The sequence below is a fragment of the Methanobrevibacter intestini genome (assembly GCF_047402955.1).
Classification (GTDB): Archaea; Methanobacteriota; Methanobacteria; order Methanobacteriales; family Methanobacteriaceae; genus Methanocatella; species Methanocatella intestini.
In genome coordinates this window covers 190,885-210,987 of the sequence record NZ_CP187956.1, presented here as the reverse complement: position 1 = coordinate 210,987, position 20,103 = coordinate 190,885, and the positions used below count along the sequence as shown (strand labels likewise).

Annotated in this window: 4 protein-coding genes; all 4 read left to right on the top strand. The window is 26.8% G+C overall.

What is annotated here, in order from left to right:
- The first annotated feature begins 6 nt into the window (after positions 1-6).
- The 4 genes from ACMC9J_RS00945 (at position 7) to ACMC9J_RS00930 (ending at position 20,017) form a co-directional block, all read left to right on the top strand.
- The gene (locus tag ACMC9J_RS00945; RefSeq protein ID WP_427003381.1) at positions 7-5,289 is read left to right on the top strand and encodes a beta strand repeat-containing protein; all 5,283 of its coding nucleotides are present in this window, start codon (positions 7-9) and stop codon (positions 5,287-5,289) included.
- Between the two features lie 353 nt (positions 5,290-5,642).
- Positions 5,643-9,416 (top strand): adhesin, encoded by a 3,774-nt coding sequence (locus ACMC9J_RS00940; protein WP_427003380.1) that lies wholly within the window; start codon positions 5,643-5,645, stop codon positions 9,414-9,416.
- Entirely contained in the window at positions 9,413-14,908 is a 5,496-nt protein-coding gene (locus ACMC9J_RS00935) for a right-handed parallel beta-helix repeat-containing protein (RefSeq protein ID WP_427003379.1), read from the top strand. Before ACMC9J_RS00940 ends, ACMC9J_RS00935 begins: the two co-directional genes overlap by 4 nt.
- On the top strand, positions 14,909-20,017 hold the full coding sequence (locus ACMC9J_RS00930) for an adhesin (protein ID WP_427003378.1): 5,109 nt from the start codon (positions 14,909-14,911) through the stop codon (positions 20,015-20,017).
- Positions 20,018-20,103: the final 86 nt, after the last annotated feature.

Here is a 20,103-nt window from a genome sequence, read left to right as displayed (position 1 = left end):
AAATCAATGGTAAAAAAGATTAATGTTGTATTAATATTGTTAATCTTTATATTATCATTATCTGCCGTATCTGCAGTAGATGATATATCTGCTGTAAATGGTGCTAATGATAATATTGCAATTGGTGATTATAATGAAAATCCACAAGATAATGGAAATACTTATACAGATTTATCTAATGTAATTAAAAATGCTGAAGTTAATTCTACAATATCTTTAGATAAAGATTATGCATATAATAATTCTGATTTCCAAAATTATCAAAAAGGAATACCAATAGTTGAAAATATAACAATTAATGGTAATAATCATAATATTTTAGTAACTGGTGCAGATTCTGCATTTATGATTAAAAATGCAAATGTGACTTTAAAAAATATTAATTTTAAAGGGGATTCATTTGGACCGGTTATTGCTGTGGAAAATGGACAATTAACACTTTTAAATTGTTCTATTCAGAACGTTAATAGGATTATTCCTGTTGAAGGTGCAATTGGGGATGGTTTCAGTGTTAATGATATAATAGCCATTGCAAATCATGTTGAAAATTATTATGTTGAAACTAATGTTTTACCTAATAATGTAATTTACAATGGTAAAAGTTATGGATTGCCGGTTATTTCTCAATTGCTTGGACAGGCTATTTTAAATTATTATGCTAATAATATGAATGATGTTTCTGTAACAAAATTATTGGGTAATCCGGGCAATGGTGTAGGTTCTTATAATTCTTCAATTAATTATACTCAAAAAGCATATATTTCTAATACTGAAGGTATTGAAAGGGGAGGATTTACACAAAGGTATATTAATTGGTGTAATAGTCATAATGAGCCAGCTAATTATGTAGGTTCAACAAATGGAAATCTTTATTATTCTTCAATGGTTGAATCATTTGCAAGAGCATTATCATATTATGGCAAAAATAATCAGTTTCCTGAATTTATGAATTATTATGGTAATATTAAAATAGCTGCTTCAACTTCTGGAAATGGAATTTATTCATATAATTCTAATTTAACAATTGAAAATACTATTTTTAAAAATGTAACTGGAAATAGCAATGGTGGAATTTATGTTCAATATGGTAATATATTAATAAATAACACTATTTTTGAAAATAATACTGCAAATAGGGGTGCAGCAATTTTCGTTGATTCTGCTACTGATGTAATAATTGATAATTCAAAATTCAGCAGTAATATGGGTACACAAAAATCTACCAATGGTGCTGTAGTTAATATTTATAAATCTGGTGCAAAAATAACTAATTCTGATTTTACAGATAATAAATGTTTATTAATGAGAGGAATAATAGAACTTAAGTTAAATTCAGAATCATTAATTGATAATTGTACATTTATGAATAATGAAGCATATGAAGCTGCAGGAATTGCTGCAGATCAAAGTAAAAAACTTACTATTAATAATTCAAAGTTCATAAGTAATGGAGTTTCTGGTTCTTATGGTTTTGGAGGGGTTTTCAACAGTCAATCAACTCCAATTGAAATTATAAACTCTGAATTTATGAATAACTTTGCTTCTGGTTCTAATCCATGGGGTGGAGTTGGAATGTTTTCAGGAGCAACTTTTGGCATTGTTAATTCCACATTTGTTAATAATTCTGTAAGAAATGAAGCAATGTCTACTGATGATGATAAAAACCTTGGAGGAGCAATATTTGCACAAAATAGTGCTACTGTAAATATTGTTAATTCAATATTTAAAGAAAATGCTGCGGTTAACAAAGGTGGAGCATTATATGCTCAAGGAAATTCTAATTTCATTATAACTGATTCATTATTTGTAAACAACTCAGCTAGAAATGGTGGAGCAATATACTCTAAAGAAGGATCAGTTCCAATGTCTGTTAAAGATTCTTGTTTCAAAAATAATAATGCTACTGCTGGAGGAGCTATATTTACAGACGGCACTTCAAGTGGAGATGTTAGTAACTCTACATTTATTAATAATAGTGCTAATATGGGTGGAGCAATAGTTGCTACATCTGGCTGTAATGTTAAAAATTCTTATTTTGAAAACAACAGTGCGTTAAGTGGTGAAATTAAAGAAGGTGGAGCTATTTATGCATTTGTTCTTCATTTGGAAAATTCTACTTTTGTAAATAATATTGCAGATAATGGTGGTGCAATATCTGTTCAATCTCATGAATATATTTATAATTCTACATTTATCAATAATAAAGCGAATAAATCTTCAGTTATTAGTTTAATCTATGCAATGGGTGGCGGTAATGTAAATTACAATATTTTTATCAATAATACTGGTGAAAATATTTTATCTGCTGCAGGAACATCAGATTCTATAAATTTAGATTATAATTATTGGGGTGTAAACAGTGATCCTAATTCTTTAATCAAAAAAGGAGAAAAAACTATTTTAAATAAATGGATTACAATAGGAATTGAAGGTAATTCTACAATTTATGCAGGTAGTGAAGCTCTTTATAATATAGCATTCCAAGGTGAAAATGCAGATAAACTACCTTTATTCAATACTGATGTTACTTTAATTCCTAATGCAGGAACTTTAAAGCCAAGTAATATTTCACTTAACAATAAATCCAGTGTTGGTATTTTAATTAATAAAGCAGGTAACTTTACCCTTGTTATTGGTCAAGAATATAAGAATTTAGCTACTTACAACATTACAGTTTTAAAAATTAACTCTAGTATAAATGTTAATGCAGATGATACTGTTTATGGTAAAGATGTTGTTGTTGTAGCTAATGTTCCTAGTGATGCTGCAGGTAATGTTATTTTTACTGTAAATGGTGTTAATAAAACAGCTGTTATTGATAATGGTGTGGCTAGTGCTACTTTTGCTGGTTTAACTGTTGGAGAATATCAAGTAACTGCAACTTACAGCGGTGATGACAAATATTTAATTTCAACTAACAATACTAAATTCAATGTTATTAAAGCTAAATCTGATATTGTTTTAAATATTAATGATATTGTTTATGGCGATGATGTAACTGTTGTTGCTAATTTAGCTAAGGATGCTACTGGTAATGTTATTTTTACTGTAAATGGTGTTAATAAGTCTGCTGTTGTTGTTGAGGGTGTGGCTAGTGCTACTTTTGCTGGTTTAGGTGCTGGTGATTATAGTGTTGTTGCCAGTTATGCAGGTGATAATAATTATAAAGCTTCAAATAATTCTACTAAATTCAGTGTAAGTAAAGCTGATGGTTATATTGAAGTTGTTGTTCCGGATAATCTTAAATTTGGTGATAATGCTACTATTGTTGCTAATTTAGCTAAGGATGCTACTGGTAAGGTTGTTTTTATTATTGATGGTGTTAGTAACTCTGCTGTTATTGATAATGGTGTTGCAACCTTTAATGTTGCAGCTTTAACTGCAGGTAATCATAATGTTACTGTTGTATATAATGGTGATAAAAATTACAAAGCAATTAACAGTACTAAATTATTTAATGTAGCTAAAATAGATTCTAATGTCAAAATTAATGTAACTGATATTGTTTATGGCAATAATATAAGTATTGTAGCTACTGTTCCTGGTGATGCTGCAGGTAATGTTATTTTTACTGTAAATGGTGTTAATAAGTCTGCTGTTGTTGTTGATGGTGTGGCTAGTGCTACTTTTGCTGGTTTAGGTGCTGGTGATTATAGTGTTGTTGCCAGTTATGCTGGTGATTCCAATTATAAATCTTCCAACAGTACTGCTAAATTTAATGTAGCTAAAGCTGATGTGGATGTAAAAATTAATGTTGGTGATATTAAGGTTGGTGAAACTGCAGTTATTACTGTTAATTTATCTCCAAGTGTAGCAGGTAATGTTACAGTTATTGTTAATGGCAAATCTGAAACAGTAAATGTTACTGATGGCAATGCTACTTTAAAAGTTGCTAATTTAGCAGCCAATAAATATGATGTCCGTGCTATTTACAATGGCAATGATAATTACAATGTGGCTAAAGCAAATGCTTCATTTGTTGTTTCTAAAGTGTCTGACTATAAAATGAATGTTACTGTTCCTACAATAGCTGCCGGTGAAAATGCTGTAATTGAAGTATCTTTACCTAAAGATGCAACTAACAATGTAACTGTTGTAATTAACAATAAGAAATACACTGCTGCTGTTTTAAATGGCAGTGCAAAAGTTATAATTCCTGGATTAACTGCCGGTAAATACAATATGAGCGTAAATTATAGTGGTGATGATAAATACACTCAATCATCTGCTAACTTCAATATAACTGTAGAAGCTAATAAGAATGTTAATTTGAACATTTCTGATATTGTGATGATTTACAAAGACGGTACTAAAATGGTTGCTGTTTTAACTGATTATTTAGGTAATCCTATAGCTAATGCTACTGTATACTTTACTATTAATGGTAAAACTTATGCTAAACCTACTGATGCTAACGGTACTGCTTCCATGGGATTGAACTTAGTATCTAATATCTATGGTGCTACTGTTTCTTATAACGGTTCTGATAAGTATAATAAAATAAGTAAGAATATTACTGTAACTATTAATCCGACTATTGTAGCTGATGATTTGGTTAAAATGTATCAGAATGCTACCAGATTCTATGCTAAATTCACTGACAGCACCGGAAAAGCATTAGCTAACACTACTGTTAGATTTAACATTCACGGTGTTTTCTACAATAAAACAACTGATAAAGATGGTGTAGCTGATTTAGGTATTATGTTAAGACCTGGAAATTACATTTTAACAGCTTACAACCCTGTAACCGGCGAAGAAAAAGGATTCAACATAACTGTTAAATCTTTAATAGTTCAAAGTGATTTAACCAAATACTACTTAAATGCTTCCAGATTTGAAGCAACTGTCTACAATAAAGACGGATCTTTAGCAGTAAACAAGAATGTAACCTTTAACATCAATGGGGTATTTTATACTAAAACCACTGATAAAAACGGTGTTGCAAGCTTGGGAATTGCTTTAAGACCAGGAAACTATACTATTACAACAATGTATGACGGTTTAGATATTGGAAACAAAGTCAGTGTCTTATCAACATTAGTAACTAAAGATCTCTCTATGAAGTACCTTGACGGCAGCAACTTTACTGCACAAACTTTGGATGGTCAAGGTAAGCCATTAGCTAATCAAAATGTATCATTTAACGTAAATGGTGTCTTCTATCACAAAGTTACTAATAAAGACGGTATAGCAAGCTTAGGAATCAGATTAATGGCTGGGGAATACATTATAACTTCCTACTGGAATGACTTCCAAACTGGAAACACAATAAAAATCAGTCCTTAAAGAGAATTCATAATTCTCTTACTTTTTTTTCTTTTTTCCACATGAATTTGAAAAAGTCTTCTATTTTTCTTTGCTTAAATTCATTGATAGTAGAACTTTTTTTTTAATAAACTAAAAATTATACATATGTATTTTTACAAAATACCAAAAATTACCATGATAAATAATAAAAACAAAATGAATTGACTTTATTTATCACTAAAAAAATTCAGATTTTCTAAATTTATTATATATTTTTTTTATTTTCTTAATGCTTTTTTAAATATATTTCAATTAACTTTATTTATTAATAAAAACATAATTGACTTCATAATAAAGTTATTTTATTATTATATAAAATTATGAGGTGTTTTATGAGGAAAAAATTCTTAACAGTATTTTTTATTTTATTGTTTTTACTATGTTTGTCTGTAGTTTCTGCAACTGATGAAAATACTAATTCCAGCATAGTTGCTCAGGATTATGATGGAAATGAATTTTATGTTGATTTAGGTGGAGATGATAGTAACTCAGGTCAACTTAATAGCCCATTTAATTCAATAAATAAAGCAGTAGAAGTATCTAATCCTCGTGATAATGTTGTTATTCATTTAGGGGAAGGTACATTTGAAGGAAATGGAAATGTGATGATATCAATCAATAAAGCTCATTTAAGCCAAGGTGGTTCAATAACTATTGTTGGTGCAGGAGCTGATAAAACTATAATTAAAGGAAGTAGTGCATATTATGCATTTAATATATATGCTGATTCTGTAGTTACTTTAAGAGATTTATCTATTGTTGATTGTAAAAGTGTTGAAGGTGGTGCAATATGCAATTCTGGTACATTGTTAGTTGATAACTGTATTTTCAGGAATAATTTTGCATTTAATGCCGGAGGAGCTATATCTTCTATAGAAAATGGGGATTGTAAAATTTATAACTCAGTATTTATTAATAATTCAGTTACCTGTAATGATGAATATGGGAATGCTAATGGTGGAGCTGTTTATTCATTAAAAAGTGATTTATTAGTTGATTCCTGCAGATTTGTAGGTAATTTTGCAAAGGGTAACTGTTTAAATGCAATTTCTGGAGGAGCTATTTATGTAGGTACTTATTTAAATAATGTTCCTTCTGTGAAAAACAGTAATTTTATTAATAATTATGTTGTTTCAACAAACTTCAGAACAAACTGGGAATATGCCAAAGGCGGATCTATTTATATGATAAACTGTAACTTATTTAATGATTCTTTTATTAATTCTAGTGTTACAGGAAATAATGGAGTAGGTGGATCTTATTATTCTGAACCTAAATACTTAAATAGTATTTCCAATATTTTGAGAATTAACTCAACTGTTAATGGTGTTTTGGAAAGTAATATTTATCCTGCTGATTATGATGGAAAGTACTCTAATGAAGTTGTAGTGTATGTTTCTGTTAATGGTAATGATGAAAATGGTAACGGGTCTTTTAATAATCCTTATGCTACAATAGCTAATGCAATTGCTAAATCAGCGGGTAATGTATATAACTTGAAAGTGTATTTGTTAGATGGAGTTTATAGTGGAGCAGGCAATACTAATATCAGTTTGCCAAGTAGTATGAATATTCAAATTGCAGGTATTGGTTCTAAAGTCATAATTGATGGAAGTGGTTCTAATTGGTTTGCAGCTAATGAAAGATCAATTTCTGGATTTAAATATGTTTTATCTAATTTAACTTTAATTAATTTTAAAGCTAAAAGCACAGGATATAAAAAAGAAAATAATATTGGGGTTATTTCTAATTATGCAGATTTAACTATTGATAATTGTATTTTTAAAAATATTATAGGTTCTTCAATATCCAATTATGATTTGGCTAATTTAAAGGTTATTAGTTCATCATTTGTAGATTCAAAACACTTGGGATTCTATGGTGGTGTTTTATTTAATTATGATGCTAATGCAAGATTTTATAATTGTATTGTAAATAATTATTCTTCAACAGATATTTTTTATTCTACAGCAGTAAATACAGAAAATGTTTATTTGGAGTTTTTTAATTCAACATTTAAAAATTTAAAAAGCTTTGATTCCAGATGTAAGTTTTTAGGAGCAAGTAATACAAATGTTACTATGAGCCATATTAATTACATAGATAATGATTGCAATTTTGCAGTTGCTTATGATAAATCCTCTGTGAAAATAGATAATTCTGTATTTAAAAATAGTAACTGGTTAAGCGGGTCTGTTAATGGAATGATATGGAATGTTTATAATTCCTCTTTTATAAATATAAACTCTTTAACTTTCAGTTCAATTAATGATTATAAAAGTAATTTTAATGGATGTCTATTTGATGGTGAAAGCGTAGTATTTAAAGGTAATTTAATTAATGTTAAAAATTCAAGTTTTTATAATAATAGGATAACTATTCAAAGTGATAACAATAATGGAGATTTAGATTTTGATTATAATTATTGGAATAATAACAATCCTAAAAATATGATTGATACAACTGCAAATGTTAAATTAAATTATTGGATTGTTAAACATTTATCTGCAGAAAACTTATTTAATGATAGCTATAAAGTAGTTATTTCTTATAAATTATTTGATGGAAGTAATTATAAAAATTATGATGTTAGATATGTTCCAATAAAACCTGTTAGATTTACTTTAATAACTTCCAAAGGAACTAATTCTTTAGATTCTGGTACATTAATTAATGATATCTTTGAATTTATTAATACGGCTAATGATGATAGAAATGTAGTAGTTAGCTTTACAGATAATACTAAATTAAATATAACTCTTTATAATCAACATAAAGTAGATACTAATATAGATTTATCTCAAAAAACAGCTAAAATAGGAGACATAGTTGAAATTAATGTAAATATTAAGGATAATAAAACAGGATTGGCAGTTGATTTCGGTATTGTTGAAATTTATTTAAATAATAAATTAATAAGTTCAAATAATGTTACTGGATTAGCTATCAGTAAATCTATCACAGTTGATGAAAGTAAATCATTTTATAATATTTCAGTTATTTATAAAGGAAATAATAAATATGCAGATTCTTCAAATTCAGCTATATTAAGAATATCTTCAATTCCTCTAGAAACAGTTATTATTTCTAAAGATTTAACTAAATATTATAAAAACGGATCCCAGTTTGATGTTGTCCTTAAAGATGTTTTAGGTAATGTTCTAGTTGGTAAAATAGTTAAAATCACAATTAATGGTGTTACTTATAATAAAATAACTAATGATAAAGGAGAAGCCAGATTGTCTATAAACCTTTTCCCAGGTGTTTATAATATAACTGTTTTATTTGAAGATGATGATAATTATGTTAAATCATTAAATACCAATAAAATAGTTGTTTTATCCAAGATAATTACAAAATTTGTAGATAACAATAAATTTATTGTTAAATTGGTAAATGATGATGGAACTCCAAAAACAAATGCTTCATTAGCTATTATTGCAAATGGTGTTCAATATAATCGTATTACTAATGGTAGTGGTGAAGCTAGACTTAATGTTAGATTAAATCCGAATAATTATATTTTTGCTGTAACTGATGGTCAGGAAGTTGTTTCAAGTTCTGTTAATGTTTTATCAACAATTGAAACTAGTGATATTTCAATGTTTTATAAAGATGGAACAAGATTTGCAGCTAAATTATATGATTCTAATGGAAAAATTGTATCTAATAAAAAAGTGGCAATTACAGTTAATGGAGTTACTTATAATAAATTAACAGACTCTAATGGTGTTGCTTATTTAAATATAAATCTTAATCCTGGTGTTTATGGTATTTCAGCAAGTTATGATGGAAAAACTGTTTATAATACCATTTCAATTGCAGCTATGCCTGTTACTATAGTTTCATCTAGTGTTAATATTCAACAAGGTACATTTTATAATGTTAAATTTTCTGATGCTTTGTCAAATCCAATCATCGGACAAAAAGTGGGAATGCTTGTTAATGGAGTAATGTATTATCGTGAAACTGATGATTTAGGTGTTGCATCTCTTAAGATTAATCTTAATCCGGGTCATTATATGATAACTTCTGGTTTATTATCTAATGCATATGAAGCTAAAACTATGAATAATATTATAACAGTTAGTGGAGGTTACTTATGAGGTTTAATAAATGTATATTATTAGTAATATATGCAATTATAGCTATTATAGTATTCACACCATTATATGCTGAAAATAGTAATAATACTATATTTACTTTACCAAGTGATGATGTTATTGTATGTGATAATGTTTATACTGGTAATGTAATTAATATTACTGATGATAATTATGGTGATTATTTTGATGTTTATTCAGGTGAGATGAATCCCGAGTCTAATATCAATGATGGAGATAGAATACATATTGGTAATGTTACAGATAAAACATTTGTTATCAATAAACAACTAGAAATCACTACTATGCATAATGGTGATATTATTAAAAATGGTTATATTAAATTAGTTAAAGGTAGTGATGGTTCTAGTATTCATGGGTTAACTATTATTAATGATAAAGTAAATTATGTTGTAGATGGTATACCTAGTATTGATTTAAGTGGTATTGGTTTATTTTATACAAATAATAATTATGTATATAATAATTCTGTTCAATTAGCAGATAGTAGGGGAGTATTTGCACTTCCTATGGGTTCATCATCTAATAATAAGATATATAAAAATAAATTTGTAAGTACATTAAGTACTTGTGCACCTATGAGTGAATGTGATAATAATCTATTTTATGATAATTATTTCCAATCAACTGCAGCTAATGTAATTTATTATAATCCATGGGGTCATGCAGGTTATAGTGGTTCTGGTAAGTGTTTTAATAATTCATTTATCAATAATTACATGTGTTCTTTAAATAGAAACTCTCCTTGGGTTATTGGAATGTCTCTTTTAAGTAATTGTAATGTAAATATTGTAAACAACACTATTTTTAATGTTCGTGATGGTGTTAGTGGTTTAGGTGTTAATTCTACAATAAATGGAAATAAATTTATTGGTGTGTCTAATTTAGCTTTATCCATAAGTAGTGCTAATTTAACTATTGAGAATAATTCATTTTCAGATACATCTATGGCTATAGCTATTTTAAGTAGCAATATAACTGTTAAAAATAATATAATCGAAAATTCTTCAATTGGAATTTGGGTATTTGGAAAAAATGCATCTTTAATATCTAATACTATTAGTTTAGTTGATGGATATTATGCAGTTAATGTTGAAAGTGAAAATGTTTTAATTTTAAATAATAATATTAAAGTGAGTAATTTTGGTGAAGGAATTAGAGTTGCTGAAAATAATGTATCTATAATAAATAATACTATAAGAACTGCTGTTGACTCTGGAATTTATATATTGTCTTCTAATAATGTTATTAGTGGAAATAGGATATCTTCTAATTTATATGGAGTTTATATTGATGCAGTATCTGATTTATATTATTATACTCGTGGTGTACTAGGTGTTTCTTATTATGCTAAAATTGATCAAGGTAAAATAAATCATAATAATATTACAAACAATATAATCAATTCAGCTTCTTACGGAGTTTATCTGGTAGGGACTGTGTATAATACAACTATTATAAATAATAATATTACTACAAATGCAGCTGTAGGTATTGTTGAGAATATTACTGATCCATTTTCAAATAATATTAAAGACAATGTTGTTAATGGTGTTCTTTTAAATTATAGTGGTATAGTTATCAGTGATGATAATTTTAATGTCTATTTTGATGAAAAAGGATGTTTTAAATTTGAAGATATTAATTCTATTGTTTTGGTAATTACAAAACTTTCTAATAAGGACATGTTGATTAATCAAAAAATGACTTTATTAAATGGAGGTTTAGTTAATATATTAACCAATGTTACTATTTCTTTAGTAACTGGATCAAATGGAACATTAATTAAATCATTGAATTTTAAAAACACAGATAAAAATGCGATTATCATAAATAATGTAAGTGATATAACTTTAGAAGACAATAATATAATGTCTGTTTCTCAAATGAAAGATATTTTTGGAATTTCTTTAAATTTATCAAATAATACCGAACTTATTGATAATGATGTATATATTACTGGTGAAAATACATTAATTCAAGGTATTTTACTTAATAATTCTGATAATCTTACATTTGTAAAAAATAGTGTGATTTTAGAAGCTAATAAAATAGCTCAGGGAATTATTATAAATTTATTAAATTCATCTAATTTAGTTAATAATACAATCCATCTTCAAGGAAATGGTGTTTTTGATTGTGTTTTAATTAATGGGTCTAATAATTTGAATATTTTAGGCAATAATATTATAGCTAGGTCTATTTCTAATGTTATTTCACCATTAGCAATTTCTAGTTCTAAAGATATTGTTTTGGATAAAAATAATATTAGTGCAATTGGTGATTTAGTAAAATCATTAAATTTCTCAAATACATCTAATGTTGTTATAGAATCTAGTTTTATTAACTTAATAGGATTAAGTAAAACAGAGGTGATTTTTGCAAATGATGATTTAAATAATATTGAAATAACTAATTGTGTAATTTATTCCAATGCTTTAGGTTTGATCAGTGGAAATATCACATTAAAAGAAAATAAATATGTAATCTATGATGATAATGTTGAAACTTACTTTGATTCAAATGGTATGTTTAGTAATAAGTTAATAACCCAAAAAGATGTGTTGATGTTTGATAATTTAAAATCAAAACATTATACTTTGACTTTTAATCAGGTGGTTATTTTAACTTCTTATTATAAGAATTCATTAATTGATGCAACTTTAAATTTCAATTCAAAATCAAGTAATTCAACTATTAAAAATTTAAACTTTGATTTAGTTGAAAATGTTGCATTTAATTTATATTTTGCATTAAATATTACTATTGAAAATAATAATATTAATTTAGTGTCTTCTAAAGATGTTTCAGCTATCATTATTACTGGAGAAAGTTTTAATAATTTAATTAACAACAATACTGTTAAAATAAGGGGTAATGGTACCCTAACTGGAATTACTATTTATAATTATTATGATGAATATTATGGTTTAAGTCCAAAAAATAATGTAATTTCAAATAATGATATTGTAATCAATTCAAATAATGATGTAATTGCTATTTATAATGCAATGGCTGATAATACAATTATTAGAAACAATAATATTAGAATAGATGCACGTGATCATGCTTATGGTGTTTATAATATTTATTCACAAGATTTCAAAGTATTCATGAGTACTATTTGGACTACAAACACAAAAATTATCCACAATATTATTGAAGGAAATGGATCTATTGTTTGTTTAATTAATTCAATTGAAGCTAAAAACACATTAGTTGATAATAATACATTAATAGCTATAGCTAATGGTTCTTATGGTTATGTAGGATATAAAACATCAGGGGATGTATTAAGATATAATGATTTTACAATAAATGGAACTGGAAATAATGATTTATTTATATCTAATGTAAGTCAAACTGGTATTTATTTATCAAATAGTTCTTCTAATGCATTGATTTTGGAAAATAGTATTATTTCTAATTATGCTCCTGGAAATGATTATGCAATTTATGTAGAGGTTAATTCTAGCAAAATTTCTATTGTTGATAATTATTTAATTAGTGATAATTGGAACAGATACGCTGATAATGCAATATATGCTCCATCAGCTACTTTAACTAATAATGAACTTTATTATGTTTATGTATCACCTGGAGGTAGTGATGAATTAGGTAATGGGTCTATTAATAATCCATTTAAAACAATAAAACATGCACTAAATAAGGTAATTAATAAAGGAATAGTTTATGTACTGGGAGGTAATTATACTGAAGATTATATTACAATTTCAAAAACACTTACTCTTAAAGGATTAGGTAAGGTTATAGTTGATTGTAAAGGTAGTTTATTTAATATTACTAAATCCGGTTCATTAAAAGTTTTTAATATTAAATTTATGAATGCAAATGCAACTACAGGTTCAACATTTTACAATTTAGGAAAACTATACTTAGAAAATGTTTCAGTAATCAATTCCACAGCTTTAACTTATGGTGGAGCTATTGTTAATTATGGTGAGTTAATTATAAGAAACTCTACATTTTCATCAAATAAAGCTAAAAATGGTGGAGCTATCACTAATTATAATAAATTAGATATTAAATCATCAAATTTTACTAATAATAGTTGTTATATTAAAGGCTCTGGAGGGGCTATTTATAATTTAGAAAAAGCTACTCTTAGTATTGAAGATTGTAATTTTGTAAATAATAAAGTTGATGCTGAATATCTTATTGAAGAAGATGATTTTGGTGTTCGTTTAGGATCTGGAGGAGCTATTTACAATCGTGGAAATTTATATATTATTAATTCAAATTTCAAATCTAATAGAGCATTTAATTATGGTGGAGCTATTTTAAGTGCATCTACTCAAAAACACGATCTTAAAGTAATCAATTCAACATTTGATAAAAATACCTGTTTTGCAGGTGGTGGAGGAGCTATGTATATTGTTAATGCAAATTTAGACATTGCTAATTCATCATTTACATCAAATGAAATTGGAGAAAATAGTGGTGGAGCTTTATGCATAAGTGAATCTGAAGGTAAAATTTATAATTCCACATTCTTTAAAAACTCTGCAAGTTTTGGTGGTGGTGCAATACAATTTTGGTCTTCTGATATAACTATGGATTTATGTAATATTACTGATAATAATGCTGGAAGAGGTGGTGCTATATCTTATTATGGTCAACGTATTGGAAATCATGTTGTAGGTTCTCTAAATATTTATAATTCAACAATTTATAATAATAAAGGATTTGATAGTGGTGGAGCATTTTATGTTAGAAATTTAAACATGAATGTTAAAAATTCTAATATTTATGATAACTTTGGAGGAGATGGTAAACATACTCTTTCAGTTGAAATAAATTATCCTACAAAACCAGTTAACAATATTGATTTAAATGGTAATTGGTGGGGTAGTAATAGTGGCCCTGGAGAAGATGTTTGGTTAAATGCACAATATTACAGGGAATGGATTAAAGATAAAATTTCATGGGATGTACTTAATCCGAATCCTAATCCTAATCCTAATAAACCTGGAAGCAATACAAGACCTGGTCAATCAAATAATAATCCAATTGTAGGTCCAAGTACTGGAGGATTATTAAACCCAGGGAGACCTGGACAAAATGGATTTGGAACGGGTATTGGAACAGGAACTGGAAGTGGTTTTGGTTCTGGATCTGGTAATGGTATGGGTTCTGGAAGTGGAACTAATGCTGGTGGAAGTTCCGGAAGTCATGGTGGAAGATTTGGTTCTGGTAGTGGATTTAATGGAACAGCCTATTCTAACCAAGGCACATTAGGTGATTTAGGTTCATCTTCAAGTTCTGGAGCTGGTGGGAGTGAAGCAGGATCTCCATCTTCAGCTTCATCAAATAATGCAATTTATGAACTTAATAAAGATGTTAAAAAAGCATTGTCTGGATATAATATAATTTATGGAATTATATTTTTAATAGTCATTATATTATTAATTATATTTGGATATAAACGTAATTCTAAAGAGGAGGATGAATAAATGAGCAATTTTAAACCAATTTTAATTTTGTCTTTATTTGTATTATTTATGGTTTCATTAGGAGCTATATCTGCTGAAGATGTAAATGTTACAGTTATAAGTGATTCTCAAGTAGATAATTCAGTATATGTTGATTCAAATATAGTTGCTAATGGAAATGGGACTATTGATAATCCTATAAGTAATATTAAAAATGCTGTTGATTTAGCAAATAATGATTCTACAATTTATCTTAAAGGTGGAAATTATTCTGGTGTAGAAAATAATGGGATAATCATTAATAAAACATTAACTATTACTTCTTGTGATGGACTGGCTATTATTAATGGTGATTATAAAGATTATATATTTTACATTGGAGATAAAGGTTGTTTAACTTTAAAAAACATTAGCTTTGCTAATACAAATTATTTAAATGTTAAAACATATGGAGCTATTATAAATTATGGTAATCTTACTGTGGAAAATAGTTTCTTTGATAATGCAACTGGTTTAAGAGCAGGTATTATATTAAATTATGGAAATTTAACTGTTACTAATTCTGAATTTAAGAATAATACTGCAAAATATTATGGTGGAGCTATAACCAACTTTGGTTTTGCAAATATTGTTAATTCATTATTTGAATCCAACACTGCTGCTGAAGGTGAGGCTATTTTAAACAGTTATGACATGTTTATTTCAAATTCAAGATTTGTTAATAATAATATTTCATCAAGTAAATATCAGGATGCTGAAAGTTTAATAGATATTTCATCTTCATACTTTATGGAAAATTCAGGTATCTTTGTTAAAGATAGTGGTATACATATTAAAGAATCTTATTTGACTTTAATTAATACAACAAACTCTATTGTTGATATTAGCTATTCATTTATCAATACTTATGATTTTATTAACTCAAAAATCAATGTTGATGATAATTTATGGTGTTCTAATGAAAACATTCCTAAACAAGCTAATAGATGGTTAATAATGACTTTTACTGATAAAAATACTGGAAGTTCCATAATTCCATCTAAAACCGTTACTGATGTTTTAGTTAGTTTTAAAACATGTAATGGAAAATCTACATATAGTTTGCCTTCTAGTGTTAATTTACCTCATGTTTATATTCAACTTGAAGCAGATAATGGTAAATTTAAAGAAAATGGTGGATTTTTAGTAAATAATGTATTTTCAACTACTTATTATGGTAATTCTAAAGACACATTATTATTTGCAATGATTGATGATTATTTTGCTACTTTAACAGTGGGATCTGGTGTTAATAATGGGAAAATATATGTTTCAAATTCAGGTTCTGATGAAAAAGGAGATGGATCTATTAATAATCCATATAAGTCATTAGTTAAAGCAGTTAATGTAGCTTTAAATGGTGACACTATTTTGATTGCAAAAGGAAGTTATTATGGTTGGAATAATTCTGGACTTTTAATTAATAAAACTTTAACATTTTCCAGTTATAATGGTGAGGTTATATTATACAGAGATAATTTTCATACAATGTTTACAGTTACACTAAGAGGAAATTTAAATTTAATGAAATTGACCTTAACAGCTGAAGACAAATCAAAATTCTTCCCACTTGTAAATAACTCTGGAAAAACAATTATAGATAATTGTATTATTAAAAATATTGATGGGGGAGATAAATATAAATATAAATCATATCAAGCATTATCTTATCAGTATTATTCTAATCAAAGTGTAATTTACACTAGTAATGATTTATTTATTAATAATTCATTATTCACGGATTTAGAAGATATTGTTATTAGATCATACTTTTATACTGGAGATAATTATTTTAAACATTTTGACGTGAATATTGAAAATTCAGTATTTACTAATTGTAAAGGTTATGCTTGGGAAACTGTATGGGATAGCCAAACATATGCTGATAAATTGGATGTTGTATCTCCATCATTTATAATTAATGTAGGTGCAGAAAATGTTTTAATTAATAATTGTACTTTTAAAAACAATTTAGCATCTGTTATGCGTGTTAATGCCTCTAAATCATTTTTAGTAAATGCTTCTAAATTTATAAATAATAGAGGTTCTATTTATTCTTTAACAAATGGTGTGATGAATAATACATTGATAAGTGAAGATAATGGTCCAGTTTTAAGATTTGTAACTGGCCATACTCTTTCAATAATTAGAAATATGCAAAATGTTATTAATTCAAATTTCACTAAAAATAATGATGTTATTATAAATACATGGTATTCTTATTCAGATAATGTCTATTTGTATAATTGTTCTTTTTGGAATAATAGTAATAACCATGCTCAAGGTTATGGAAATACTAGTGGAAAAGGATTAATATTAAATGGTGGAAATATGACTGTAGATTACTGTACTTTTGAAAACAATTCAGTATTCTATGGTGGAGTGTTTTATAATGATGGAACAGCTATGGGTGCAGGTGGAATTTATTATTCTACATTAAACATTACTCGTTCAGTATTTTATAAAAATAATGCTGTTTTAGGTAAAGATATATTTCATAGAGGTGGTAATTTAGTTGTTTCTGATTGTTGGTGGGGATCTAACAGAGGACCAAATGATGCGAATATTTATAATGCTGCAGGTAGTGTTGAAGTTAAAAATTGGGTTATATTGACATTTGATATTCAGGATAATACATTAATTGCTAGTTTAAATAAAGTAACGGACAATAAAAGTAATATTTATAATATAAGTGGAAATTTACCTTCTAGAATAGCTATCTTTAACTCTTCAATGGTTAAAATAAATCCAAATGTTATTCCATTAATCAATAATCAAGCTAAAGTAAATATTTCATTTAATGGTGAAGATATTTCAGCTACAGTTAGTATAGATAATCAAACAATCAGTTTAATATTTTATAATAAAAACACTATAATTGATTTAAAAGATATTATTGTTTATGGTAAAGGAACTGCATATTCATTTGTTTTAAAAAGTGTAAATGGTTATGTTATATCTAATAAAACAGTTAATTTATTAATTTTAAACGGAACTGATGTTTATCAAAATCATACATTAATAACTAATAGTTTTGGTGTAGCTAGTTTAATTCTTAATTGTAGTATGGGTAATTATACTTTTAAAGCTAGTTATAAGGGTGATGATTACTTTAAACCTGTTCAGAATAGTGCTAATTTGGTTGTAATGCCTTATTATACTTCTGTATTTGTTAAAAGTAATCAAACATTTTATGGTAATGGTAATTTCTTATATATGTATCTTTATGATAATTTAGGTGATGCTGTTGTTAATCAAATAGTTTTATTTACTATAACTAGTTCAAATGGTATTGTTTATAAGAAGTATGCTCTTACTAATTGGGAAGGTCAAGCAGGATTCTACCTTAATTTATCTGGTGGAAATTATAATGTTAATGTAAGTTATTCTGGTGATAATTGGCATTATGGGTCTTCAAGTACTGGTTTATTTAATATATTATCTATTGGAACTAATGTAATCATTGAACAGTCTTTATTTAATGGTAGGGGTAATACTTTAACAGTATTACTTAGAGATAATAACTATAGGGTTTTATTTAATGAAACTTTATCTATTACTTTATCTGATGGTAAAATTGCACAAACATTTGATGTTACTACTAATGAAAATGGACGTGCAGGGATTATTGTTAATTTACTTCCGGGTAAATACAATGTTTATGTGAAATATGGTGGAGATAAGTTAAACTTTGCATCTTCTAGTGAAGGTGATTTAATTATTAATCCTGTTGGCACTCAAATTTCTGCAGATTCCGTTGTTATTTTTAATAGAACGGTTAATAATTATCTTGTTAAATTAACAGATATTTATGGACGTTTGCTTGTTAATGAGACTGTTGTTATTACATCAATTAGTCAAAGTACTGGGGTTAAACAGATATTTAAAGTTAAAACAAATGATGAAGGAATAGCTAATTTAACATGTAATTTAGATATTGGTTATTATTTATTGAAAGTTAACTTTGAGGATAATGAATGGTATGATGGTAGTAATTATGCAAGTACTTTAATTGTAACTGATACTGTTAGTGATTTTAATCCATATGCAACTATTTTAGTTGCTGATGACTTTAATAAGTATTATAAGAATGCTACTCAATATGTTGTTCGTTTGCAGGATATTTATGGCAATCCTATTTCAGATATGGATGTTGTTATTTGTGTTAATGGTGTAAATTATAATAGGATAACCAATAGTTCTGGTGAGGCTAAATTAAATATTAATTTGTATCCTGGAATGTATCATGTAAGTACCAGTTTTGGAGGTTATGGAAACTGGACTAAATCATTTGTTAATAGTTCAGTTACAGTTTTATCTCAAATTATTTCACATGATTTAACTAAAATTTTAAGAAATGGAAGTCAATTTATTGTTAAATTTGTTGATAATGAGGGAAATCCTATTGAAGGCAAAACAATAGACATTTCTATTAATGGAATTGTTTATTCCCGTATTACTAATAGTTCTGGTGAGGCTAAATTAAATATTAATCTTAATCCCGGTAAATATGAAGTTATAACTTCTTGTGGTGATTTTGTTAATCATAATATGGTTAATGTTTTATCTAACATAGAAAGTGATGATCTTTCAATGTACTATAAAGATGGGTCTAAATTTAAAGTAGTTATCTATGATAGTGAAGGTAAAGTTAAACCTAATGCAACGGTTAAATTTACCATTAATGGTGTTTCTTATGTTAAAACTACTGATAATGATGGTATAGCGGCTTTAAGCATTAATTTAAATTCCAATATTTATACAATAACGACTGAATATAATGGTATTGTTAATACTAATCAAATTTGGATTTATAATATGGCAGTTAATATAGGTGCTGTTAATGAAACAGTTGAAAGGGGCAATTCTTTTTGTGTAAAATTAAGTGATGTTAATGGAAATGTATTGTCTGGTGGACAAGTGACATTTAAAGTTAACGGAGTTTCATATATTAAACAGGTTAATGAAACAGGTTATGCAAAATTAAATATTAATCTTAACCCTGGAGTATATAAAATTATCACAGCATTTTCTATTAGAAACTATGAAGATAAACTAGTTTATAATACATTAAATGTGACAAGTCATTAATTTATTCATTTAATGAATAAATTTCTTATTTTTTTTATGTAGGATACTTTTTAAATTTTAATTTTCTGATTTATTTTTTCTTATTT